General features: G+C 68.9%; 22 protein-coding genes, 2 tRNA genes, 1 other RNA gene, 1 pseudogene and 1 other annotated feature. Of the genes and pseudogenes, 11 read left to right on the forward strand and 15 right to left on the reverse strand.

Annotated features, from left to right (window positions below; genetic code table 11):
- Positions 1-3 precede the first annotated feature (3 nt).
- Positions 4-492 (reverse strand): SspB family protein, encoded by a 489-nt coding sequence (locus SJY26_RS11510; RefSeq protein ID WP_396593173.1) that lies wholly within the window; start codon positions 490-492, stop codon positions 4-6.
- Between the two features lie 68 nt (positions 493-560).
- Positions 561-929, reverse strand: a transfer-messenger RNA (tmRNA) gene (gene ssrA, locus SJY26_RS11515).
- A gap of 37 nt (positions 930-966) precedes the next feature.
- On the opposite strand from ssrA, the gene SJY26_RS11520 reads away from it, so the two are divergent.
- The gene (locus SJY26_RS11520) at positions 967-2,661 is read left to right on the forward strand and encodes a bifunctional protein-serine/threonine kinase/phosphatase (RefSeq protein WP_396593174.1); all 1,695 of its coding nucleotides are present in this window, start codon (positions 967-969) and stop codon (positions 2,659-2,661) included.
- Positions 2,662-2,717: 56 nt separating this feature from the next.
- Here the strand turns inward: SJY26_RS11520 and SJY26_RS11525 are convergent, their stop codons facing one another.
- Positions 2,718-4,127 (reverse strand): hypothetical protein, encoded by a 1,410-nt coding sequence (locus SJY26_RS11525; protein ID WP_396593175.1) that lies wholly within the window; start codon positions 4,125-4,127, stop codon positions 2,718-2,720.
- Positions 4,124-4,789: an ATP-binding cassette domain-containing protein gene (locus SJY26_RS11530; RefSeq protein WP_396593176.1), complete on the reverse strand. Its 666-nt coding sequence runs from the start codon at positions 4,787-4,789 to the stop codon at positions 4,124-4,126. The genes SJY26_RS11525 and SJY26_RS11530 overlap by 4 nt, the downstream gene beginning before the upstream one ends.
- Before the next feature lie 210 nt (positions 4,790-4,999).
- Positions 5,000-5,063 (forward strand) — a sequence feature (sul1 is cis-regulatory element that is thought to sense ions involved in sulfur or methionine metabolism; They are found in Alphaproteobacteria).
- Positions 5,064-5,097: 34 nt separating this feature from the next.
- Here SJY26_RS11530 and SJY26_RS11535 point away from each other — a divergent pair.
- From SJY26_RS11535 to SJY26_RS11550, 4 genes are all read left to right on the forward strand, one after another.
- Complete coding sequence (locus SJY26_RS11535; RefSeq protein WP_396593177.1) at positions 5,098-6,582, forward strand: SulP family inorganic anion transporter; 1,485 nt, start codon at positions 5,098-5,100, stop codon at positions 6,580-6,582.
- 84 nt (positions 6,583-6,666) lie between these two features.
- Entirely contained in the window at positions 6,667-7,071 is a 405-nt protein-coding gene (locus tag SJY26_RS11540) for a BlaI/MecI/CopY family transcriptional regulator (protein ID WP_396593178.1), read from the forward strand.
- Complete coding sequence (locus SJY26_RS11545; protein WP_396593179.1) at positions 7,058-8,575, forward strand: M56 family metallopeptidase; 1,518 nt, start codon at positions 7,058-7,060, stop codon at positions 8,573-8,575. The genes SJY26_RS11540 and SJY26_RS11545 overlap by 14 nt, the downstream gene beginning before the upstream one ends.
- Before the next feature lie 64 nt (positions 8,576-8,639).
- The gene (locus SJY26_RS11550) at positions 8,640-9,227 is read left to right on the forward strand and encodes a class I SAM-dependent methyltransferase (protein ID WP_396593180.1); all 588 of its coding nucleotides are present in this window, start codon (positions 8,640-8,642) and stop codon (positions 9,225-9,227) included.
- A 15-nt stretch (positions 9,228-9,242) separates the two neighbouring features.
- Here SJY26_RS11550 and SJY26_RS11555 read toward each other — a convergent pair whose 3' ends face one another.
- Complete coding sequence (locus SJY26_RS11555; protein WP_396593181.1) at positions 9,243-10,718, reverse strand: hypothetical protein; 1,476 nt, start codon at positions 10,716-10,718, stop codon at positions 9,243-9,245.
- A gap of 84 nt (positions 10,719-10,802) precedes the next feature.
- Positions 10,803-10,988, reverse strand: a complete 186-nt coding sequence (locus tag SJY26_RS11560; protein ID WP_396593182.1) for a hypothetical protein — start codon at positions 10,986-10,988, stop codon at positions 10,803-10,805.
- Positions 10,989-11,116: 128 nt separating this feature from the next.
- Between SJY26_RS11560 and SJY26_RS11565 the strand changes: the two genes are divergently transcribed.
- Complete coding sequence (locus tag SJY26_RS11565; protein WP_396593183.1) at positions 11,117-11,848, forward strand: 2OG-Fe(II) oxygenase; 732 nt, start codon at positions 11,117-11,119, stop codon at positions 11,846-11,848.
- A gap of 8 nt (positions 11,849-11,856) precedes the next feature.
- Here the strand turns inward: SJY26_RS11565 and miaA are convergent, their stop codons facing one another.
- Positions 11,857-12,780: a tRNA (adenosine(37)-N6)-dimethylallyltransferase MiaA gene (miaA, locus tag SJY26_RS11570; RefSeq protein WP_396593184.1), complete on the reverse strand. Its 924-nt coding sequence runs from the start codon at positions 12,778-12,780 to the stop codon at positions 11,857-11,859.
- A 32-nt stretch (positions 12,781-12,812) separates the two neighbouring features.
- Here miaA and SJY26_RS11575 point away from each other — a divergent pair, with 32 nt between their 5' ends.
- The 3 genes from SJY26_RS11575 (at position 12,813) to SJY26_RS11585 (ending at position 16,177) form a co-directional block, all read left to right on the forward strand.
- Positions 12,813-13,862 (forward strand): Mrp/NBP35 family ATP-binding protein, encoded by a 1,050-nt coding sequence (locus SJY26_RS11575; protein WP_396593185.1) that lies wholly within the window; start codon positions 12,813-12,815, stop codon positions 13,860-13,862.
- Positions 13,863-14,154: 292 nt separating this feature from the next.
- Positions 14,155-15,252 (forward strand): NADH:flavin oxidoreductase, encoded by a 1,098-nt coding sequence (locus SJY26_RS11580; protein ID WP_396593186.1) that lies wholly within the window; start codon positions 14,155-14,157, stop codon positions 15,250-15,252.
- Positions 15,253-15,427: 175 nt separating this feature from the next.
- Complete coding sequence (locus SJY26_RS11585; RefSeq protein ID WP_396593187.1) at positions 15,428-16,177, forward strand: sterol desaturase family protein; 750 nt, start codon at positions 15,428-15,430, stop codon at positions 16,175-16,177.
- 54 nt (positions 16,178-16,231) lie between these two features.
- Here the strand turns inward: SJY26_RS11585 and SJY26_RS11590 are convergent, their stop codons facing one another.
- The 7 genes and pseudogenes from SJY26_RS11590 to SJY26_RS11620 all read right to left on the reverse strand — a co-directional run bounded on the left by SJY26_RS11590 (position 16,232) and on the right by SJY26_RS11620 (position 20,922).
- The gene (locus SJY26_RS11590; RefSeq protein ID WP_396593188.1) at positions 16,232-16,555 is read right to left on the reverse strand and encodes a YbjQ family protein; all 324 of its coding nucleotides are present in this window, start codon (positions 16,553-16,555) and stop codon (positions 16,232-16,234) included.
- Positions 16,556-17,094: 539 nt separating this feature from the next.
- A pseudogene (locus tag SJY26_RS11595) lies at positions 17,095-17,613 on the reverse strand (dihydrofolate reductase); the annotation flags it as partial.
- Between the two features lie 24 nt (positions 17,614-17,637).
- Complete coding sequence (locus tag SJY26_RS11600) at positions 17,638-18,003, reverse strand: hypothetical protein (RefSeq protein WP_396593189.1); 366 nt, start codon at positions 18,001-18,003, stop codon at positions 17,638-17,640.
- A complete protein-coding gene (locus SJY26_RS11605; protein WP_396593190.1) occupies positions 17,982-18,398 on the reverse strand; it encodes a hypothetical protein in 417 nt (138 codons plus the stop codon). The genes SJY26_RS11600 and SJY26_RS11605 overlap by 22 nt, the downstream gene beginning before the upstream one ends.
- A complete protein-coding gene (locus SJY26_RS11610) occupies positions 18,398-19,252 on the reverse strand; it encodes a thymidylate synthase (RefSeq protein WP_396593191.1) in 855 nt (284 codons plus the stop codon). The genes SJY26_RS11605 and SJY26_RS11610 overlap by 1 nt, the downstream gene beginning before the upstream one ends.
- An 86-nt stretch (positions 19,253-19,338) precedes the next feature.
- Positions 19,339-20,220 carry a CsgG/HfaB family protein gene (locus tag SJY26_RS11615; protein ID WP_396593192.1) on the reverse strand — a complete coding sequence of 294 codons (882 nt, stop codon included), beginning with the start codon at positions 20,218-20,220 and terminating at the stop codon, positions 19,339-19,341.
- Positions 20,221-20,370: 150 nt separating this feature from the next.
- Positions 20,371-20,922: a DUF924 family protein gene (locus SJY26_RS11620; RefSeq protein WP_396593193.1), complete on the reverse strand. Its 552-nt coding sequence runs from the start codon at positions 20,920-20,922 to the stop codon at positions 20,371-20,373.
- A 22-nt stretch (positions 20,923-20,944) separates the two neighbouring features.
- Between SJY26_RS11620 and ilvC the strand changes: the two genes are divergently transcribed.
- Positions 20,945-21,937, forward strand: a complete 993-nt coding sequence (gene ilvC, locus SJY26_RS11625) for a ketol-acid reductoisomerase (RefSeq protein WP_396595753.1) — start codon at positions 20,945-20,947, stop codon at positions 21,935-21,937.
- A gap of 31 nt (positions 21,938-21,968) precedes the next feature.
- On the opposite strand, the gene SJY26_RS11630 is transcribed toward ilvC, so the two are convergent.
- Positions 21,969-22,045: transfer RNA gene (locus tag SJY26_RS11630), tRNA-Pro, on the reverse strand.
- A 157-nt stretch (positions 22,046-22,202) separates the two neighbouring features.
- On the opposite strand from SJY26_RS11630, the gene SJY26_RS11635 reads away from it, so the two are divergent.
- A tRNA-Gln gene (locus SJY26_RS11635) sits at positions 22,203-22,276 on the forward strand.
- Positions 22,277-22,300: the final 24 nt, after the last annotated feature.

Genomic DNA, 22,300 nt, shown 5'->3' on the forward strand with positions numbered 1-22,300 from the left:
GGCCTATTTCTTCCGGAACTGGTCCAGGGAGACGACCTTGGGACCGTCGTCATCGCCGGAGGGTGGCGGATCCGTCCGCGTCGGGGCCGGCAGCTCGGCGACCGGCTCGACCACAGGCTCGGGAGCCTCGAACTGCAGCAGGAACTGCACACTCGGATCATAGAAGCGGGTCACGGCCGTATAGGGCACGGTCAGCACCTTGGGCATGCCGCCGAATTTCAGCATGACCGAGAACAGCTCGGGCTCGACCGACAGGTCCCAGTACTGGTGCTGCAGCACCACCGTCATCTCGTCCGGATATTTGGCCACCACGTCGGGCGGCACGGTCACGCCGCGACCGCGCGTCTTGAAGGTGATGTAGAAATGATGGGCCCCGGGAATGCCCGAGGGGCTGGCCGCGCGCTCCAGCGCAGAGCGGATCACCCCGCGCAGGGCATCCTGCGCCAGCTTCTCGTACTGCATCTCGTCGATCGGCGGCGTGTCGTCGGCCATAAAATCCTCACTAGCCCGGCGACAGATAGCCTTGCCGGGCGGCGGGCGAAAGATGGCAATTCAGGGGAAGTGCCGGGGATTCTGTTGGCAGGCTCCCCGACGGGCCCCGCCTGAGGATCTGAACCCTCAGGACTTAAGATTCGAAATCAACCGAACCGCATTACGCGGCGAGGCGGACTTCTCCAGCGAAGTTATCGTTCGCAGTTAGAAAATGGCCCGATACGGTAGGCCAGGACGAGCGAAAGCAGTCTTCTTTACACGTCCGTCGATGCTAGTCGGCCCCATGCTGTCCCGCCGATAACGCGGAGGAAGAGATGGTGGAGCCGCCGGGAATCGCACCCGGGTCCGGTCCGCTTATTACAAGCGCGTTTATCGCCATATCCGGAGCAAGCCCCGGCACGCTCAATATAGGGGCGAACGCCCTTGCATCCAAGTTACGAAGTGAAGTCTCTTTCGCGGCAGGGGGATGCGCACATGGAGACGGACGGAAGGCTTCAGATCGCGGCGGGCTTCGCCACGGCCCTGGGACCGCGCAGGGACAACCAGGATTTCGGGGCCGTCCACATGGGCACCCCGTCCGAACAGGCCCTGCACGGCATGGTCGCCCTGGTCGCCGACGGGGTCAGCGGCTCCAAGGCCGGGCGGGTGGCGTCCGAACTGGCCGGCCGCAGCTTCATCGACGCCTATGTCGACCAGAACCCCCTGAAGGGCGTGGCGGCCGCCGGTCTCGCGGCCCTCACCGGCTACAACCGCTGGCTCCATGCCAAGGGCCGGTCCGACCCGGACATGACCGGGGCCGCCACCACCTTCACTGCCCTGGTCCTGCGCGGCCGCGAGGCCACCGCCCTGCATGTCGGCGACAGCCGGGCCTGGCATTTCCGGGACGGCGTCCTGACCCGCCTGACCGAGGACCATGTGCTCAGCCAGCCGGGCCTCAACCACGTCCTGTACCGCGCCGTGGGCATCGAGCCCGACCTGCGCCTCGACACCCGGGCCGTGCCGCTCAAGGCCCATGACCGGCTGCTGCTGACCACCGACGGCGTCCACGGCGTGGTCACCGAGGAGGATCTGACCCGCCTGCTCGCCCGCCGCGCCTCGCCCGAGGCCGATGCCCAGTCCATCATTGACGCGGCCGGGACGGCAGGGACCCGCGACAACGCCACCGCCATCGTCATCGACGTCATCCGCGTCGGGGCGGTGGATCAGGACGCCATCGGGGCCGAGGCCGCCGGCCTGCCGATCCTTCCGGCCCCCCGCGCCGGCGACAATATCGACGGCTTCCATCTGGAGCGGCTGCTGTCGGACGGCAAATACACCCGGGTCTTCGTCGCCCGGGACGGGGAGGGCGGCCCCCGTCTGGTGCTGAAATTCCCCAAGCCCAAGCTCCTGTCCGAAAGCGGGGCGCGCGGGGCCTTCCTGCGCGAAAGCTTCATCGGCCGGCGCATCGACAGCCCGTATGTGGGCAAGACCCTGACCCTCGACCCCGGCCGCCAGAGTCGGCTCTATATCGCCCAGCCCCTCTATGTCGGCCGCACCCTGCATGCCCGGATCGCCGAGGCGACCTTCGCGATCCCGGAAGGGGTCGACCTGTCCATCCGCCTGTCGCGCGCCGTCGCCGCCCTGCACCGGTCGGGCATCACCCACCGCGACATCAAGCCCGACAATGTGATCCTCGAGAGCGACGGCGGCCTGAAGCTCATCGACCTCGGCGTCGCCCGCCTGCCGCGCATCGAGGAGTTCGCGGAGGCCGAGGCGCCCGGCACCCCTGGCTATCGCGCGCCCGAAATGTTCGCCGGCAACCCCGGCGACGCCTTGACCGACCAGTATGCGCTCGGCGTCACTCTGTACCGGCTGTTCACCGGCGACTACCCCAGCGGTCAGGAGACCGACTTCAGCCGCATCCGCTTCGACAAGCCGGTTCGCCCGACCACCCACCGCCCCGACATGCCCGCCTGGCTGGAGGCGGCGATCCTGCGGACCCTGTCGGTCGACCCGGCTGACCGCTTCGCCGATGTCGAGGAGCTGATCCATGTGCTGGAGAGCGGCAGCGCCGCCGCCGTCCCGCCTCGCCGCGCCCTGTCCCTGATGGAACGTGACCCGGCCCGCTTCTGGCAGGCGATCAGCGCGATCCTGTTCGTCCTGCTGCTGGCGTCGTGGATGGTGAAGTGACCGGCACCTGCTTCAGATAGCGGTTGAGCCCGAACACGCGCGGGGCTCGGCCCGCTTCAGCTCAGATAGCCGTACCAGACGATCAGAAGCAGTAGTCGCGGTGCCGTGGCGGATCGTGAAAGGGTGCCGAGGAGGATGGCGGTCGCGGAGGTCGCCGCCCCGACCGCGGCGGCTTCCAGCAGGACGCGAGAGTCGCCGGCCATCAGGCCTCTCGCTCCGGCCGGCGCGGCCATCACCAGGGCCAGCGCCGTCCCGGCCAGGACGAACGCGATGCGACGTGCGACCGGCGAAAGGGCGGCGGTCGTGGTCAGCGCCAGCAGACCCTTCTGCTCGCTCCGGCCCGCATGGGCCGTGGTCATGAAGACCAGCAGCAACATGATCGCCGGGCCGGCGACGGCGGTGAAGGGCACGAACAGGCCCAGCCCCGTCACCATTGCCATGGCCAGCAATCCCTTGCGGCTGCCGGCCATCAGGCGGGCCTCGGCCATGACCAGCGCCACCGCCGCCAATCTGCTGTGCCCGGCGGGTCGGGCGCCCGGGTCGGCCGGTCGCGCCTGACCGGGCTCAAGGATCTTCAGCCAGGGGGCGGCTTTGCGGGTCTTGCCGCTGACGTGGGGCGCATAGATCAGGCCCGCCAGCAGTGGAATGAGGGCGGCGATGGCGAGCCAGGTCAGACGCGAGGCCAGATAGCCGTCGGCCATGATCCCGCTCATGATGTCCAGCCGGATCGGGGTACTGCCGGCCGCGATCTCCGCCCCGCCGATCGCGAAATTGTCCGTCCCGCCCTGGCCGTAGCTGATGGGGGACATGAACCCGGGAAGGTCGAACATGTTGGCGGCGTACCCGTGCCCCTGGCCGGCGCTGAAGGCGGCGGAGGCGGCGGTGGCCGCGACCAGCGATCCCATCCAGAAGACGAAAAACAGAACGTCGCCGAGCGGTCCACGCGTCCAGCGGCGGGCGTCGAACAGCAGGCGCAGGGAGGCGACCATGGCCACAGGCGGCGCGGCGATGACCCACAGGGTCAGGATGAGGCTTGGCAGGTCCACTTCATTCAGCGGCAGCAGCAAGTAGGCCAGAAGGCAGCCCGCTGCCGTCGTCGCGGCAAGCACGGCCGCGAGCACGGTGACATCGGCCAGCCAGCGGCCATAGCCGATGCTGATCCGGCTCGCCGGGCTGACCTCCTCCACCTGCCAGGGCTGGCGCCGGGTGACGTTGGACCGCAGGTAGATGAAGGCCACGGGCAGCAGCAGGGTGGCGATGACGACGCCCAGCGCCATGCCGAGCACCGGCGAGGTCAGCCAGGGCACGCGGCTGTCGACGGCGATCAACGACTGATCTGCCCCGCGCTCGGCGATCATGAAGCGGGCCCCCACCGGGGCCACCAGCAGCAGGATCCATAACCCCGTGCTGCGGCCATAGCGGGCGAGCGTGGTGGTCAGGGAGGACGCGACGACAGCAACGCTCACGTGGTGGCTCCCGCGACCGGTGTCAGCTTGCCGCCCTCGACCCGCAGCTCCGTCATGCCGCCGCTGATGGCGTCCGTGAGGTGGGACGTCATGATGACCACGGCGGTCTGCGCCGCCCGACCGATCAGGGTCCCGACCCGTCCGCGGGACTCCGCGTCCAGCTCGGCGGTCGGCTCGTCCAGCGCCAGCAGTCGCGGCGACCCCAGCAGGGCCTGGGCGAACACCAGCCGTCGGCGCATGCCGCCACAGAAGGTCGAGATCCGGCCGTTGGCGTCGCCGCCGAGGTTCAGCGCCTCGAGCAGCATGCGGAACTGGGCGTCGGCTTCGCCGGCCTTGAGCCCCTTCAGCGCCGCCATGTGCAGGCCGAACTCGCGGGCGGTCAGATCCTCGGGCAGCTCCACCGCCTGGGGCGCGTAGCCGACGCAGCGCCGGAGCCGAGCGCGCGCGCCGGGCAAGGCCTCGCCCTCCCAGAACAGCCGCCCGGCGCTGGGCTTCTCCGCCGTCGCGCAAAGCCGCAGCAGGGTCGACTTGCCCGCGCCGCTGGGCCCGGTCAGCAGGGTCAGCCCGCGCTCGAAGGTGTGGCTGACGCCCTCCAGCACCAGCTTGCGGCCATAGCGCCTTGAGACGTCTTCGAGACGCAGGGACGGGGAGGAGTGGTTCATCAGAGGTTCGAGTGTCCGCGGGACCCGGCCGATCCCCCGGGCAGCTGTATGAGAGGGCGAAGGGACAGCGCCAGTTAATCCTCGGTCATGACTTCCCGGTAAGGCCAGGGCCGTCAGCGCGGCCTGTTCGTCCTGCCAATGGTGTCAGGGATGGCGCAGTAAGGCGGCTCTTGCCGACCGCCCCGCTTGCGGGCAAAAGGCAGCCATCACCTCGGACCCGCCGCTGTTCGCAGCCGGCGGGTGGCTATCCTGACCGCCCATCCGTCAGGAAATCGAGCGCCCGGCGCGCTCACCCCGGTTGAATCCCCATGTCCCTCATCGCCTCCGCGCGCCAGCAATGGCTCGCCAACCCCCGCCGTGACCTGCTGGCCGGCACCGTCGTCGCCCTGGCCCTGATCCCCGAGGCCATCGCCTTTTCCATCATCGCCGGGGTCGATCCGGCGGTAGGGCTGTACGCCAGCTTCATCATCGCCGTGACCATCGCCTTCGTCGGCGGCCGGCCGGCCATGATCAGCGCCGCCACCGGGGCCATGGCCCTGCTGATGGTCACCCTCGTGCGCGACCACGGGCTCGAATACCTGTTCGCCGCCTCCCTGCTGTGCGGGGTGTTCCAGATCGTCATCGGACTGTTCCGGCTGGGCCGGTACATCAAGTTCGTCAGCCGCAGCGTCATGACGGGCTTCGTCAACTCGCTGGCCATCCTGATCTTCCTCGCCCAGATGCCCGAGCTGATCGGGGCCAACTGGCAGACCTTCGCCCTCGTCGCCGCCGCGCTCGCCATCATCTACGGCCTGCCGCGGCTGACGAAGGCCGTGCCGTCGCCGCTGGTGGCCATCGTCCTGCTCAGCGGCTTCGTCATCTGGACCGGGCTGGATGTCCGCACCGTCGGCGACATGGGCCAGATGCCCTCGACCCTGCCCATGTTCCACATCCCGGCCGTGCCCCTGACGTGGGAGACGCTGATCATCATCGGCCCCATCTCGGCCACCCTGGCCTTCGTCGGCCTGCTGGAGTCCCTGCTGACCGCCAACCTGCTGGACGACATCACCGACACCCCGTCGGACAAGGACCGCGAGACCCGCGGCCAGGGCATCGCCAACATCGCCTCGTCCCTGTTTGGCGGCATGGCCGGCTGCGCCATGATCGGCCAGTCGATCATCAATGTGACCTCGGGCGCGCGCGGCCGGCTGTCGACCCTGTGGGCCGGGCTGTTCCTGCTGTTCCTGATCCTGGTGCTGCAGGACTGGGTCGCCCAGATCCCGATGGCGGCGCTCGTGGCCGTCATGATCATGGTCTCGGTCGGCACCTTCGACTGGGGCTCGGTGCTCATGCTGCGCTCCACCCCGGTCCAGTCCTCCATCGTCATGATCGCCACCACCGCCACCGTCGTCCTGACCCATGACCTGTCGAAGGGCGTGGTGCTGGGCGTGGTCCTGTCGGCCATCTTCTTCATGCGCAAGGTCGGCAAGACGGTGGTGGTCGAGGAGATCCCGACCCCGGAAGAGGGCGTGCTGCGCTACCGGGTCACCGGCAATCTGTTCTTCGCGTCGGCCGACGTCTTCGCCGCCGCCTTCGAGCACCACGGCCACCCCACCCGCGTCGAGATCGACATGACCGGAGCCCATCTGTGGGACCTGACCGGCGTCGCCGCCGTGGACAAGGTCGTATTCCGCTACCGCCGCCAGGGCGCGGAGGTCACCGTCGTCGGCATGAACGAGGCCGGCCAGACCCTGATCGACAAGGTCGGCAAACACGACAAGGACCACCTCCCGGCAGGGGCCGCCGCGCACTGAGGGGGAGGGGCAAGGGGTTGCTGGGCGACGATTGACGTTCATGCGCGACAATTGTAGCGTTGGCTCTACAGATTCGGAGCCGCCATGTCCCTGCCCGACAGTCCCCACCCGACCGATGCCGAGCTGGAAGTCCTGAAATGCTTCTGGCGCGACGGGGACCTGTCCGCGCGGGAGGTGCATGACCGCATCGCCGCCCGGCTGGACTGGACCCCGTCCACCACCCGCACGGTGCTGGAACGGATGCGCGCCAAGACCCTCGTGTCGCGCCGCGATGTCCACGGGGTCGCCGTCTATTCCCAGACCCGGCCCAAGGTGGAGGTGCTCGGCGGACTGATGCGGCGGTTCTCCGCCCTGCTGGACATGGACGGCAGCCTGCCCGCCGCTGCCTTCACCGGCAGCCAGCTGCTGGATGACGCCGACCTGGCCGCGCTGGAAGCGATGCTGGCGGCACCCTCCTCGAAGACGGAGGCGGACGATGGGCGCGACTGAGATTCTGGCCCTGTCACTGGGGCTTTCGGTCCTGCTGGCCGGACTGGCCTTCGTCGGAGTCCGGGTCTTCGACGCGCGCTGTCCCGATCCGGGTCTGCGGGAAAGGGCCTGGACCCTCGCCTTCCATGCGCCGGCCGCCTCCCTCGCCCTGATCGCCATGGCGCTCCTGGCCCCGCCACCCCGGGCCCGGCCGGCGTCGGCAGGTATCGAGGTCGGTGCAGTCTCCGTGACCGATCTGACCGGCGCTCCGGGCGTCTTCCCGGACATGCCGGGCCAGACCCTCGCCCTGACCGTGCTCGCCTGCGCCGGACTGCTGGCCGCTGTGCGTGCGGTCGGACTGGCCCGCCGCCTGATCCGTCTCCGCCGCCAGCTGGGACAGTCGCACCCGGCGTCCCCCGCCACCCTCGACGCGGTCCGGACTGTCGCCCGGGATCTGGACGTGCCGATGCCCGACGTCCGGGCCGAGGACACGGCCACACAGGCCATGGTCGTCGGCCTGTTCCGACCGGTTCTGATCCTGCCCCTGGCCCTCGCGGAGACCCTCGACGCCCGCGCTTTGCGCGCCGTCTGCGCCCATGAGCTGGCGCATCTCAAGCGGGGGGACCACCGGGCCCTCTGGATCGAGGAGGTGTCGCTGATCCTGCAGGCCTTCAATCCGCTCCTGCGCCTCATCCGGGACCACCGCGCCGCCGCCCGCGAAGAGGCCTGCGACGCCGTGGCCCTGTCCCTTGTCGGCGAAGATGCGCGGCCGCTCTACGCCCGCGCCCTCGTCGATGCCCTGCGCGCCCCCGCCATCGATCGAGGCACGCCCGTTCTCACGTTCACCAGCCGCCGAAGGAGTTTCGCCATGCGTCGCCTGAAAGCCATCCTGTCCCCGGTCCCGACCTCCGGTCTCCGCCCGCGTCTTGCGGTGGTCGGGCTCGGCGTCGCCCTCGCCACCGTCGCCGGGAGCGGCGCGTTCGCCCTGACCGCCCAGCGGGCCCCGACGCCTCTCCCGATGGTCATGGCCACAGCGCCCGCTGCCGCCGTCGCCGCCCTGCCGGCCGAAAGGATGCCAGCCGTGGGGATGCCGGCTGTCGCTGCCGTGGCCCCGGTCGATGAAGTCGCGCCGGTCGAGGCTCCGGAGAGAGTCGCTGCACCGGAGGTCTCCGATGGGGCGGTTGCGCCAGCCCCGGTCCCCGCCCCGGTGGCTGCCCAGACCGCCGTTCCGGCCCCCGCCGCGGTGATCACCAATCCCGCCTGGGCCGAACGGCCCACGCCGAACTGGCCGGCCGAAGCGCTCGAGGCCGGGGTCAACAACGGCGTCGTCGCCCTGTCCTGCGGGGTCGAATCGGGAGGCACGCTCACCGACTGCCAGATCGTCAGCGAGACCCCGACCGGGGCCGGCTTCGGGGCCGAGGCACTGCGTGCTGCGGCCCGGGCCCGCCTGTCGCCCCGGACTGTGGAAGGGGCGACGACTGGCGGTCGCGTCAACTTCAATGTCCGGATGCAAATGGCCGAGTAAGGCCATTGGCGGGGCGGGGCGGACGGTCTCGACCGTCCGCCCCGCCCGGTCCTATCCTGCCCCCATGCCCCAAGACCCTTCCCGAGGCTGGAACGCCATCGCGACCGACTTCATGGCCGCGCGCCGGGATGTCGGGGTGGACATCGTCCGGGACTGGGCCGGGCGGCTGCCCCCGGGCGGCGCGGTGCTCGATCTGGGCTGCGGCGACGGCTGGCCGGTCGGTACCGCCCTGATCGAGGCGGGGCTTAAGCTGTACGGCATCGACGCCTCGCCCGTGCTGGTCGAGGCCTTTCGCCGGTGCCATCCCGGTGTCCCCGTGGCCTGCGAGCCGGTCGAGACCAGCGCCCTGTTCGACCGCACCTTCGACGGGGCCGTCGCCATCGGCCTGATCTTCCTGCTGCCCGAGGCGGACCAGCGGGCCCTGATCGCCCGCGTCGCCCGCGCCCTCAACCCCGGCGGACGCTTCTTGTTCACGGCCCCGGCCGAGCCCTGTGCCTGGACCGACAGCCTGACCGGTCAGCCGTCCCGTTCGCTCGGCGAGGCGGCGTACCGCCGCTTGCTGGAGGTCGCCGGGCTGGATCCGGTGGGCCGACACTGCGACGCGGGGGAGAACCACTATCTTGAAGCGGTTCGTCCCGGGCCGCCGGGCTGACAGACCCGGTCTTCGTCAGCAGGGCGCGCCGGCCTGAAGGCCGCAGGTCCAGGACCGGTACCAGCCGTCCTCGGCGTTCCGCACCGCGCCCACATAGCCGGTTGGCTGCAGGAAGGGGTTCAACCCGCCGGTGGACGCGGCGGTCGCGCCGTTTTCGGTCGCCCCGTTGATGAAGGTCAGGCCCTGGTTCGTCAGGCTCGCTCCCGTCGGTGCCGTCAGACTGGAGAGGGCGTTGGGCCGGTTGGTGCCCCGGAACACGTTGAACACCCGGTCGCTGCGCAGGCCATTGGCCGGCACATAGGGTACCGGGCAGGACATCAGGACCGAGCCGAACAGGGGATAGCTGTCGAACGTCTCGTCATCCGCGATATCGAGGCAGGCCGCCGCCGAGCCTGCGGGACGGGTGAAGACGGCGTCGAGGATCGCCGGATCGGCTCCGGTCTCCAGATGGACCAGGGTATGCAGGTCGCTCGTGGAGGCCCGTCCGACGACCGTGAAGTTGGCGAGAACGGGGGCCGTCAGGAGCCGCCCGGCGCGCGGCGTCGTGGCGGGCGCGGAGGAGAACTCCAGCCCCGAACTGCGGCCCGCCGCGGTCGTGGGGCGCTGGGTCACGATGCCGAACTGGGCCACGCCGCGCCAGCCCAGGTCCATGTCCAGCCCGTCATCGTCGGCCCCGGTGACGACGAGATAGCGCAGATTGACGGTACCGCCCGGCAGGCTGATCCCGTCCGCCGCGCTGTTGTGCACCTGGACGTGGTCGATGGTGGTCCCCGATCCGACCGCCCCGAGCGCCAGGGCCGCGGCCGTGGACCCGCCCGATGTCGCGCCGCCGGCATAGCGGATCTGCACATGGCGCAGCCGGCCGGAGTTGTCCTCGGGCGTATTGCCGCCATAGGCGACGGCGGTGCCCTCGATCGTTCCGCTGCAGCTGACGACGGGCGTCACGCTGCAGTTGGCCTGGGGCGCACGCCCGGCAATCACGATCCCGCCCCACTGGCCCTGTGAGGTTTCGGTGGTCGTGCCGTCGATGTTCTGGCGGCTGGTGAAGATGACGGGTTGCGAGGTCGTGCCTTCGGCGAACAGGCGCGAGCCGCGATGGACGATCAGCTGGTCGGCCGCCGACGAACCGTACAGCCGGACTCCCGGCTCAAGGGTCAGCGAGGCCCGTCCCGTCGCCACGGCCGGATCGACGCCGCCATCCGCGCCGACCTGGGTCAGGCCGCTGATCGCATAGACGGTGCCGGCCCGTGCCGACAGGGTCAGGTCTCCGGTGATGGATGCGGGCAGCTGACAGGCGCGCAGCGTGCCATTGGCGACCAGTCCGGCATTCGACAGGCCGGCGGGACAGTCGGCCGGCGGTCCGCTGGCCGGGGGCGGAGGCGGGGTGACAGGGCCGGGAGCCTCGCCGGAGCCGCCGGACGATCCGCCGCCGCAGCCGGTCAGCAACACCACGATCGGGACGGCCAGCCGGGGCAGGAGGGGACGGGACATGACAGCTCCTTTGCGTGATGACCTTGGTCGGTCATCGGTCAATCGAGGCGGTGAGTCTGTCACACAGGCATGACAATTGCTATTTCAGGACACACCTTTGACACACCCTGCTTCGAGGCGGTGCCCGGCGCTCCCGGCCTCGGCCGTCATGTCGGCGAAAACACCAGATGGGGCGGCGGCGGTTCCGGCGAGGCCCGCGAGCACGAGGCGGGCGATGCGGATGTCTTTCATGATCTTCCCCTTGAAGATCGGCAGGTCCACCTTCGCCATGCCACCGCTGCGTCCGCGATCGAGGCACGGGGTGGACAGATGCCGATGGCCGCGGGAGCCTGTCACACCCCCTTTCCTCGCGCGGAGACCGATCCTAGACAAGGAGGGGTGAAGGAAGGGGAGCAGACTTGATCCTGAAACTGGACCCCTCCCTTCGTCCGGCCGATTATGGTCCCGTGTTCCGCAAGTTTGGCCGGATCCACATTCCCGGCATCCTGGATCCGGCCGGCGCAGTCGCGCTGGAGCAGCGACTGCGGAGATTTGACGCCTGGACGCGGGCCTTGACCGTGGGTGACCCCGGTGACGGGCATGCCGTTCTGGATCCGGATGGGCTGGATGCCGAGGGGGTGTGTCGCGTGGAGCGGGTGGTGACGCCGCCCGGCCAGACAGACATCCGCTTCCTGTTCGACATGCATTCCATCGCCACGGTACGGCCCAGGCCGGGGGTGCGGGACCCCCGATTGATCCCCATCGGCGATTTCATCAACGGGCCCGGGTTTCTGGACTTTGCCCGCAGCCTCACTGGCGATGACCGTATCCGCAGATGCGACGCCTCGGCGACCCGCTACATGCCTGGCCACTATCTGACTCCCCACAACGACGCCAATGCAGGGGAAGAGCGTCTCTATGCCTATGTGCTGAACCTGTCGCGGTCATGGAAGGTGGAGTGGGGCGGGGTGCTGGCCTTCATCGACGCCGACGGCCATGTGGCGGAGGGCTATACGCCCGTGTTCAACTCGCTGAACATATTTCGCGTCCCCCAGAACCACACCGTAACAATGGTCAATGCCCTGGCCCGGGTGCCCCGTCTGGCCGTCACAGGCTGGATGCACGGACCGGGATCGACCGCGCAAAACTGAGTCCGGCCCTATTCAGGGCGGGTCCGTTCCCAGTCCCCGCACTGGTTCCGGAACCAGGTCAGCTGCCGCTTGGCGTAGTTCCGCGTGGCCTGCTGCATCGCCGCCGTCGCCTCCGTCAGGGTCATCTCCCCCGCCAGATGCGCCGCCAGTTCGCGCACCCCCACGGCCTTCAGGGCGGGCAGGGCGGGGTCCAGACCCCGGGCCGTCAGGGCCGCGACCTCCTCCAGCGCCCCGGTCGCCAGCATGGTCTCCACCCGGGCGTCGCAGGCGGCATAGAGGGACGGGCGGTCGGGCTCGATCACCAGACGCTCATAACTGCCGGCCACCAGCAACGGCCGGGTCGCGGCCTGCCAGTCGGACAGCGACCGGCCCGTCGCCCGCGCCACGGCAAAGGCCCGGGTCAGACGCTGGCGGTCGCCGGGCGCGATGGCGGCTTCCGCCGGCGGATCGAAGGTGATCAGCCGAAGCCGGAACGCCGCCTCGCCCCCGGTGTCATACAGGGCCAGGGCCTCCTCGCGCGCGGCGGAGGGTACCTCGGGGATGTCGGCCAGACCCCGGGTCAGGGCGGTGAAGTAAAGCCCTGTGCCGCCCACGATCAGCACCGGCCGGCCCTCGGCCCGGAACCCCTCCAGCAGCGGCATCACCGCCCGGGTCCAGCGCCCCACCGACCAGGCCTCGGCCGCATCGACCACCCCGTACAGACAATGGGTCGCCCGCGCCTCTTCCTCCGGCGAGGGCCGGGCGCTCAGCACCCTCAGATCGGCGTACAGCTGCTGGCTGTCAGCATTGACGATGGCCGCGCCCGTCCGGTCGGCGATCTCCAGCGCGCGCCGCGACTTGCCCGAGGCGGTCGGGCCGGCGATCAGGGTCAGGGGGGCGGGACGGGACAGGTCGGGCTCGCTTGCAACGGGGTCTGCGGATAGAACGCGCATCCGCCCGCCGCAACAACCGCCGGAATGCCCCCTTGATCGATCGTGCCGCCGTCGAAGCCGTCCTGAACGCCATCCCCGACCCCGCCACGGGCCGGGGGCTGGTCGAGGCCGGGGTGGTCCAGGGCCTGACCGTCGCCCCCGATCGCGCGGGCTTCGTCATCGAGGTCCCCGCCAGCCGGACGGCCGCCTACGCCCCGGTCCGCGATGCCGCCGAGGCGGCGCTGAAGGCCATGCCCGGCATGGCCCGCGTCTCCGTCGTCCTGACCGCCGAGACCGCGCCGGCCGGCCGCAAGGCGTCGCTCTCGCCCGCCGCCGTCGAACAGACCCGGGCGAAGGCCCCCGTGCCCACCGACCGCCCCGCCCATGTCCGCCGCGTCCTCGCCGTGGCCAGCGGCAAGGGGGGGGTCGGCAAGTCGACCGTGGCCGTCAACCTCGCCGCCGCCTTCGCCCGGCACGGTCTGAGCACCGGCATCCTCGACGCCGACGTCTATGGCCCCAGCCTGCCCACCATGCTGGGCCTGTCCGGCAAGCCCGACTATGTCGACGGGGCCATGGTCCCGCATGTCGCCCACGGGCTGAAGGCCATGTCGGTCGGCCTGCTGACCAAGGGGGAGGACGCCATGATCTGGCGCGGCCCCATGGCGTCGCAGGCGATCACCCAGATGCTGACCCAGACCCGCTGGGGCACGGAGGACCAGCCGCTGGACATTCTGGTGGTCGACCTGCCGCCCGGCACCGGCGACGTCCAGCTGACCCTGATCCAGAAGACCCCGCTGGACGGCACCGTCATCGTCTCGACCCCGCAGGAGGTGGCCCTCGCCGATGCCCGCCGCGCCCACACCCTGTTCCAGCGCGTCAACGTTCCGACGCTGGGCCTGATCGAGAACATGACCGGCCCGGTGTTCGGCGAGGGCGGGGCGGCCGCGGAAGCCGGGCGTCTGGGCGTCGATGTCCTCGGCGACCTGCCGCTGGACGCCGCCGTGCGTCAGGCCGGCGATGCGGGCACGCCGCTGCACACCGGCGACATCGCCGCCCGCTTCGACGCCATCGCGGCGGCGCTCGTCCAGAAGCTGGGCCTGTAGCCTCTCTTCTTTCGTCATCCTCCGGCAAGCCGCGTCTTCGCGGCGCAGACCGGGGGACCCATCGTCATCCTCCGGCCGATCGGAGATCGGACCGGGGGAGGCGCCGAAGGCGATCTGTTCAGGCACGATATTCGACGCCGGTGTCCGCGACAGTTTCGCGCTCACGCGCGCCGCTGGGTCCCCCGGTCTCTGCGCTCGCCGGAGGATGACGAAAGAAAAGAAGGCTGGGCGGGTTTTCAAACGCAACGCCAACCGCCACCCTGCCGGTACCACTTCGCCCCGAGGATTCCGCATGAGCGTCGACACCCTGTTCCGCCCCTTCACGATCAAGGGCCTGACCCTGCCGAACCGGATCGTCATGGCCCCCATGACCCGCTCGTTCAGCCCCGGCGGCATCCCGACCGAAGACGTGACCGCCTACTACCGTCGCCGCGCCGAGGGCCAGGTCGGGCTGATCATCACCGAGGGCACGGTGGTCGACCGCCCCGCCGCGCGCAATGACGCCGCCGTCCCGGTCTTCCATGGCGAGGCCCTGCCGGAATGGCAGAAGGTGGTGGACGCGGTCCACGCCGCCGGTGGCCTGATCGCGCCCCAGATCTGGCACGTCGGGGCCGCCCGCGGCCAGGGGGCGGAGTGGCAGCCCCTGGGTCAGGTTGACAGCCCCTCGGGCCTCGTCGCCCCCGGCAAGGCGAAATACGAGCCGATGACCGAGGAGGACATCGCCGACACCATCGCCGCCTTCGGCCGCTCCGCCCGCGCGGCGCGGGACCTGGGCTTCGACGCCGCCGAGATCCACTCGGCCCACGGCTATCTGATCGACCAGTTCTACTGGTCCGGCCTGAATGCGCGCGGCGACCGCTGGGGCGGCCCGACGATCAGGGAGCGCGCCCGCTTCGGGGTCGAGGTGGTCAAGGCCGTGCGCGAGGGTCTGGGCCCCGACATCCCCCTGATCATCCGCCTGTCGCAGTGGAAACAGCAGGACTTCACCGCGAAGATCGCCCTGAACCCGGACGAGATGGCCGACTGGCTGCTGCCCCTGTCCGACGCCGGCGTCGATGTCTTCCACTGCTCGCAACGCCGCTTCTGGGAGCCGGAGTTCCAGGGCTCGGACCTCAACTTCGCCGGCTGGGCCAAGGTCATCACGAAAAAGCCCACCATCAGCGTCGGCTCGGTCGGTCTGGACGGCGAGTTCATCGCCGCCTTCGGAGGCGAGGGCTCCAAACCCGCCTCGCTGGACGGACTGATCGCCCGCATGGAGCGGGACGAGTTCGACCTCATCGCCGTCGGCCGCGCCCTGCTGGCCGACCCCAACTGGGTGCTCAAGATCAAGGACGGCCGCCAGGACGAACTGTCCGCCTTCGAGCGCAGCCATATGGCAGTGCTTCACTGATATTCCTCCCCCATCGGGGGTGGAGGAAGGATCACATGCGATCCGACGACGGGACCACGAAGTGGTGGAGGGGGCCAACCGCGCACACAAAGTCTGCGGCGAGCCCCCTCCGTCACGACGCCAAGCGGCGTCGCGCCACCTCCCCCGAGGGGGTAGGATTGGCTAGGGTGACCGAATGACCCTCACCGCCGTCGCCCTGACCACCCTGTGGCTGACCCTGATCATCGGGGCCCGCTATCTGCTGGTTGCGGGCGCGGTGTGGTGGGCGACCTGGGGGCGCGAGCCGGGCCTCGGCCGCCGCCTCAACCGCGAGCGGCCGTCGCGCAAACTGATCCTGCACGAGATCAAATTCTCGCTCCTTTCGACGCCGATCTACGCCCTGCCGGCTGCCGTCGTGCTGGAGGCGTGGAAGGCGGGCGGCACGAAGCTCTATGTCGATCCGGGCGCGTACCCGCTGTGGTGGCTGCCCCTCAGTTTCGTCCTGCTGCTGGTGATCCAGGACACCCACTACTACTGGACCCACCGCCTGCTGCACGACCGCCGCGTCTTCGCCTGGGCGCATGCGGCCCATCACCGCGCCCGCGACCCCAGCCCCTTCGCCAGCTTCGCCTTCGATCCGGCCGAGGCGGCCCTGACCGCCTGGCTCCTGCCGCTGCTGGCCTTCCTGATCCCGTTGAACCTCTGGATGCTGGCCGTGATGCTGGCCGTCATGACCGCGACCGCCGTCATGAACCACTGCGGCCGGGAGATGTGGCCCGAGCGCTGGGTGCGCGGCCGGATCGGCTCACAGCTGATCACCGCCACCCACCACAGCCGCCACCACACCCATATGAAGACGAATTTCGGGCTCTATTTCCGCCTCTGGGACCGCTGGTGCGGGACCGATGCGATGCCTGAGGTCAAGGCAGTCGGCAGTCGGGATTAGGCAGTCGCGCTCGTGCTGTGGCGGCGACGGGCTTCGGCCCCCACTGCCTGCTGCCTACTGCCCCGCTTCCACCACCACCGCCGTCCCGTAGGCCAGCACCTCGGTCACGCCCGGCATGATCTCGTTGGACTCATAGCGGATGGCCAGGATCGCATTGCCCCCGGCAGCCCTGGCCTGTTCGATCAGATGCTCGAACGCCTCCTGACGCGACATCTCCGCCAGCTTCACATAGGCCCCGACCCGGCCGCCCAGCATCGACTGGACCCCGCCAATGGCGTCGGAGACCAGGTTGCGCGACCGTACCGTGATGCCCCGGACCACGCCGATGTGGCGCACGATCCGGTGGCCGAAGATGTCATTGGTGGTCGAGGTCAGCATGGCGAATTCTCCGACAATCAGATCCGCTCCAGAATGCGGAAGACGAAAGGATGGTCGTCCTTTTCGCCCGCATCATGGCGTTCATTCAGCGTCTCGCGAAACAGGCTGTCACGGACGACAACATTAGCCGGTCGACGCGCTGGCAACCCGGTTCAACCGGGGCGTCGGACCGGGTTGCATTCCGAGGAAATCCGCATACCACTGTTTTTGCGGATTTCCCGCTCTAGGAGAAAACCATGCTCAAGAAGGCTGTTGCGGCCGCAATGATCGCGGCCTTGTCCCTCGTAGCTGTTCCTGCCTCCGCCCTGGATCCGGACGATTGCCCGCCTCCTCCGCCGCCTCCGCCGGCCTCAAGCCCTCCCCCTATCCCGGAGGGAGGAGTGAACTGTGTTTTCATCTCCACCGACCACTACGGCAACGGCTCATGGGAGTGTGAAACCGTCATGGATATGGTGACGCCGTAGTCGGCGATCACAATGGACGACCGCCGGGCAGCTTCCGGCGGTCGTCCCGTTCGGGCCGGGACGCATGCCAACGCTTCAGGCTCGATCCAGAATCCGGAACACGATCGCGTGGTCATCCTTTTCACCTGCCGGATGAGCCTCACGCGAAACCTCGACCCAGTCGGCTTCGTCAAAGGCCGGGAAATGCGCATCCCCCTCCGGCTCGGCCTCGACCTCGGTGATATACAGCCGTTTCGCGCGAGGCAGGGCGGCCCCGAACAGGGCCGTGCCGCCGATCACGCAGATCTCGTCGATCCCGTCGTCCTCCGCCGTCTCGCGCGCCATGTCGATGGCGTCGGCCAGGCTGGAGACCACCACCGCCCCCCTGGCCTTGCCCTGCTCCTCATAGGACAGGTCGCGCGACAGCACGAGGTTCAGCCGCCCCGGCAGCGGCCGCAACGGCAGGCTCTCCCATGTCGCCCGTCCCATGATGCAGGGCTTGCCCAGGGTGATTGTCTTGAATCGCTGCAGGTCGCTGCGCAGTGTCCAGGGCAGGTCGCCGTCCTTGCCGATGACGCCATTCCGGGCGCGGGCGACGACGAGTGCGAGGTGGGGAGAGGAGTTCTGACGCCACTGTTTTCAGGCAGCCAGACGATAGACGAGCGCGTCATCTACATAGACGCCATTCAACATGTTGTTGGTCAGTCTCACGTTGCCCAGGCCTGTGATCCGCATGGCACCGCTGAGCGCCTTGAAGACAGGTGTCGACGGTGGGACGAACTGCACCTTGGTCAACTCCAGTGCAGGATGGAGCTCTATAGCTTTCCGATACAGGGCCCGGGATCCTGACGCCGCATCGCGCGTCACGATCAGCAACTTCCACTGATCTGCGTCGGTCATGTAAAGCCAGAACGCGCCGACGATGCCAATGCCCGCTTGGTCAAGCGATTGGACAAGCTCACGGCCGGCGATGATGTCTGACTCTAGCAGTGGCTCTTGAGCCATTGGAGCACTCCTTCCGCAGGGTCGGTGACAGCGGCCACAAACTCGCGCGCAACGACCTCATCGCTTATCGCATACCGGCTCGACTCCGACCACTGTGATGCGGTGAGCCAGTTCTCTTGTAGCGTGGGCTTCTCATTTGCGGCCTGGGTAAGGGCGGTCTGTAAGCCGGCCAACTTGAGGAGATCAGCAAGTTTGTGGCTGTAGATGCTTAGAACGAACTGTTTGTCTGGGATCACATCGGCCACGAACTGTTTCGCGATGATCGCCTTCAAGCCCAGCTCCACTGCGTACCCGGCCAGATAATATGCGCTGGAGAAGGAGCCAACCTCCACTAACGCGAGCGCGGCTGTGGCCCGTTCCTCCGCTAGTCGTCGAGCGATGTCGGACGACAGCATCAGATGGCGACCGGTGCCTTGATGTGCGGATGGGCCTGATAGTCCGAAAGCACAAAGTCCCCCGGCTCGAACGCAAACACATCCCGCCTCTTCGCGACCGTCATCGTCGGCAGTTCCAGCGGCTCCCGCGTCAGCTGCAGCTGCGCCTGCTCGATGTGGTTCAGATACAGATGCGCGTCGCCGAAGGTGTGGACGAAGTCGCCGGGCTCCAGCGCCACTACCTCTGCCACCATCATCGTCAGCAGCGCATAGCTGGCGATATTGAACGGCACCCCCAGAAACACGTCGGCGGACCGCTGGTATAGCTGGCAGCTCAACTTTCCGTCGGCGACGAAGAACTGGAACAGGCAGTGGCAGGGCGGCAGGGCCATGTCCTCGATGTCGGCGGGGTTCCAGGCCGAGACGATGTGGCGCCGGCTGTTGGGATTGGTCTTCAGCCCCTCGATCAGCCGGGCGATCTGGTCGATGCTCTGGCCGTTCGGCGCGGCCCACGACCGCCACTGCTTGCCATAGACGGGCCCCAGCTCGCCGGCCTCATCGGCCCATTCGTCCCAGATGGAACAGCCGTTCTCCTTCAGCCAGGCGATGTTGGTCTCGCCGCGCAGGAACCACAGCAGCTCGACGATGATGGAGCGCAGATGCAGCTTCTTGGTGGTCAGCAGGGGAAACCCCTTGGACAGGTCGAACCGCATCTGGCGGCCGAACACCCCCAGCGTCCCGGTCCCCGTCCGGTCGTCGCGCCGCACCCCGTTGTCGAGGATGTCGCGCAGCAGGTTCAGATACTGGTGCTCCGGGTGGTCCGCAGGCGCGCCCGCCGGGACGTTAAACTCATCGATTCGCTGAAGCGCAGTCATGCCGCACGATCCGACCGAATCATCGGCGAAGCAATCGGCGCGAAGGGCGACGCGTGTGACTGCTGTGGACCGTCCGGGGCTCCGGCTCAGCGCCCGGGAGCCAGCCGGTCGTTCTGGACCCAGCCGCGGTTGTCATTGTCGTCGAGAATCTCCCACCACATCCCGTCGCGCTGGCCCGTGGGATAGACGCGCAGACCCTCGGGCAGGGCACGGACGACCTCGCCGCCCGGGGTGGTCCGCATCGTCGTCGCCTGTTGCACCAGATAGCTCTGCACCGGGGCGGCCGCGGCGGCGCTGGTCCCTTCCAGCAAGCCCAGCTGGGTCACCATTTCGGTATAGGCCTGGATGAAGGACTGGGCGACGATCCGGCCGATCTCGGTGCTCTCATAGCCGCCCCCGACCGCACCGCCGAAACCGACGCCACCGCCGACACCCCAGCTGAGATTGTTGCGCGAGGCATAGCCCTCGGTCACGGCCATGCCTTCCGAGGTCCGGACATTGGTCAGGCTGAGGACAGTGTTGGCCTCCATCCTCTGGCTTCTCATGCCGCCCACGATGCCCCCCAGCGTCCCGCCGATCAGACCGCCTGCGACGGCGGCGACACCGCCACCTCCTGTATTGGCGTCGGCGCTGGCGACCTCGGCCACCAGCACATAGTCCGCGGCGCGAATCTGGCCGCCGCCGACGTTGGAGCCCTGCTGCAGCATGCCGTCACCAGCCAGCGCCCTCTCGCGCGCGGCGGCGTCCATGCCCGCGCCCCGGTCCACGAGGGTGAAACAACCCGAGCGCTGGATCACCACTCGGAGCAGCGTTTGGGGCGGGGACAGCTGACGCTGGCGGAAAAAGTCGGGTTGGCCGTCCACGATGGAGACGCTGCCGAGGCTGCGGCTGCAGCGCGGAATAGCGGCGATCTGGGCGTCCTGGGCCTGCTGGGCGCGCGTCCTGCCACTCTGGGCTTGCGCGGGCAAAGAGGCAGCGGCGACAGCCAGGCCGGAAACGAAGGCGGTGAGCAGTGGACGCGTTATGATTTCAATCCCCCCGGAACGATAAGGCCGGACGTTAGCCGGGGATTGTTGCAATCGGAAGTCCGGGAACCGTGGTTATGCGGCGGCGATGCCTCACCCGTCGAATCCACCCCCGTCCAGAAACCTCTGCTCCTCCGCCGTCGTCTCACGACCCAGAGCGGCGTTCCGATGGGGAAACCGGCCGAACCGCGCGATGACGCCATGGTGGTGTTCGGCCCAGCGGTCGTCCGGGGCCCGCTCCATCCGCGTCTGGAATAGCTCCAGCGCCCGACCTTGATCCGCCCGGTCCTCCGAGTGCTGGAAGGGCAGGTAGAAGAACCGGCGGATATCGCCCGCCGTCTCCAGGTCGTGCCCGGCCTCCAGCGCACGCCTTGCAAACATCCGCGCCAGTGGATCGGTGGCAAAGGCGTGGCCGGTGTCCCGAAAGCTGTTCCTCGGAAACTGGTCCAGCAGGATCAGCAGCGCCAGCGACCCCGTCGCAGTTGAAGCCCACTTGTCCAGTTCGCGCCTGGCCGCCGCGACATGCGCATCGTGAAATCGCCGGCGGAACTCGGCGTCAAAGGCCTCGTCCTTGGCGAACCATCGCTTCGGACCAGCCTCTTTCCAGAAGGCGACGACGTCGGAAGGCGTTATGTTCAGATCCATGACTCATCCAATCGCTGCACCGCTGCCCGTGTTCCATGACCGGGACTGCGACCTGTCCATCATCCGGGGCAAGCGGGTCGCTGTCATCGGTTACGGCAGCCAGGGCCGCACCCATGCCCTGAACCTGCGCGATTTGGGCGTCGCCGACATCGTCGTCGGCCTCAAGGCCGGCTCCGCCACCCGGGCGAAGGCCGGGGCCGACGGCTTTCCGGTCCTGACGGCCGGCGAGGCCACCGCCGGGGCCGACGTCGTCGCCGTCATGGTCTCGGACGAGGCCCATCGCGACCTGTACCGGAACGAGATCGAGCCAAACATCCGGCCCGGGGCGGCCCTGATCTTCGCCCACGGCCTGTCGGTGCGGTTCGGCCTGGTCGCCCCGCGTCCCGACCTCGACGTCATCCTCGATTCGCCCAAGGGCATCGGCCCCCGCATCCGCGACCTGTACGAGGCCGGGGAGGGGGTCTTCTGCCTGTTCGGGGTGCATCAGGACGCCACCGGCGGGGCCCATGCGCTCGGCCTGTCCTATGCCGCCGCACTCGGCTGCGGGCGCAAGGGCATCCTCGAAACCACCTTCGCGGCCGAGTGCGAAAGCGACCTGTTCGGCGAACAGGTGGTCCTGTGCGGCGGGGTCAGCGAACTGGTCGACGCGGCCTTCATGAAGCTGGTCAACGCCGGCTATCCGCCCGAGGTCGCCTGGTTCGAGTGCTTCTACGAGGTCAAGCTGGTGACCGACCTGATGTACGAACGCGGCATCGCCGGGGCCTTCGCCAGGATCTCCAACACCGCCGAATACGGAGCCTATCTGACGGGCCCCCGCGTCATCGGCGCGGAGTCCCGCACGGCCATGGATGCGGTCCTGGGTGAGGTCCGGGACGGGTCCTTCGTCCGCCGCCTCATGGCCGACTACGACGCCGGCTCGCCCGACCTGCTGGCGCGTCGACGGGCGCTTGGCGAACGCACCATCGAGGCCGTCGGTCGCGGACTGGGTGCCGTGGCGGCGCAGGCCAAGGATTGAGAGACCGGCGCCCGGGCAGCGCCGAAGAAGATGGTCGGAGTGGCAGGATTCGAACCTGCGACCCCTGCGTCCCGAACGCAGTGCTCTACCAGACTGAGCCACACTCCGACTTGAGGACGGGGCTTATAGCGACGGGGTTCGGGGGCCGCAAGCGCCGTTCTGGACCACGTGAAAATAGTCCGGCAGCCGGGTGTTGCATCCCCCCCCGCCTTGGCGTATTCGACCGCCTCCCTGAGCCGAAGGCCCCGGGAGACGCCGGACCTGCTGGGGAATGGTGTAATGGTAACACTCCGGTTTTTGGTACCGTCATTCTAGGTTCGAGTCCTAGTTCCCCAGCCATCGGTCTTCCGGCCCCCGCCGCCG

Source organism: Brevundimonas sp. R86498 (assembly GCF_044598075.1).
In the GTDB taxonomy this organism is placed as follows: domain Bacteria; phylum Pseudomonadota; class Alphaproteobacteria; order Caulobacterales; family Caulobacteraceae; genus Brevundimonas.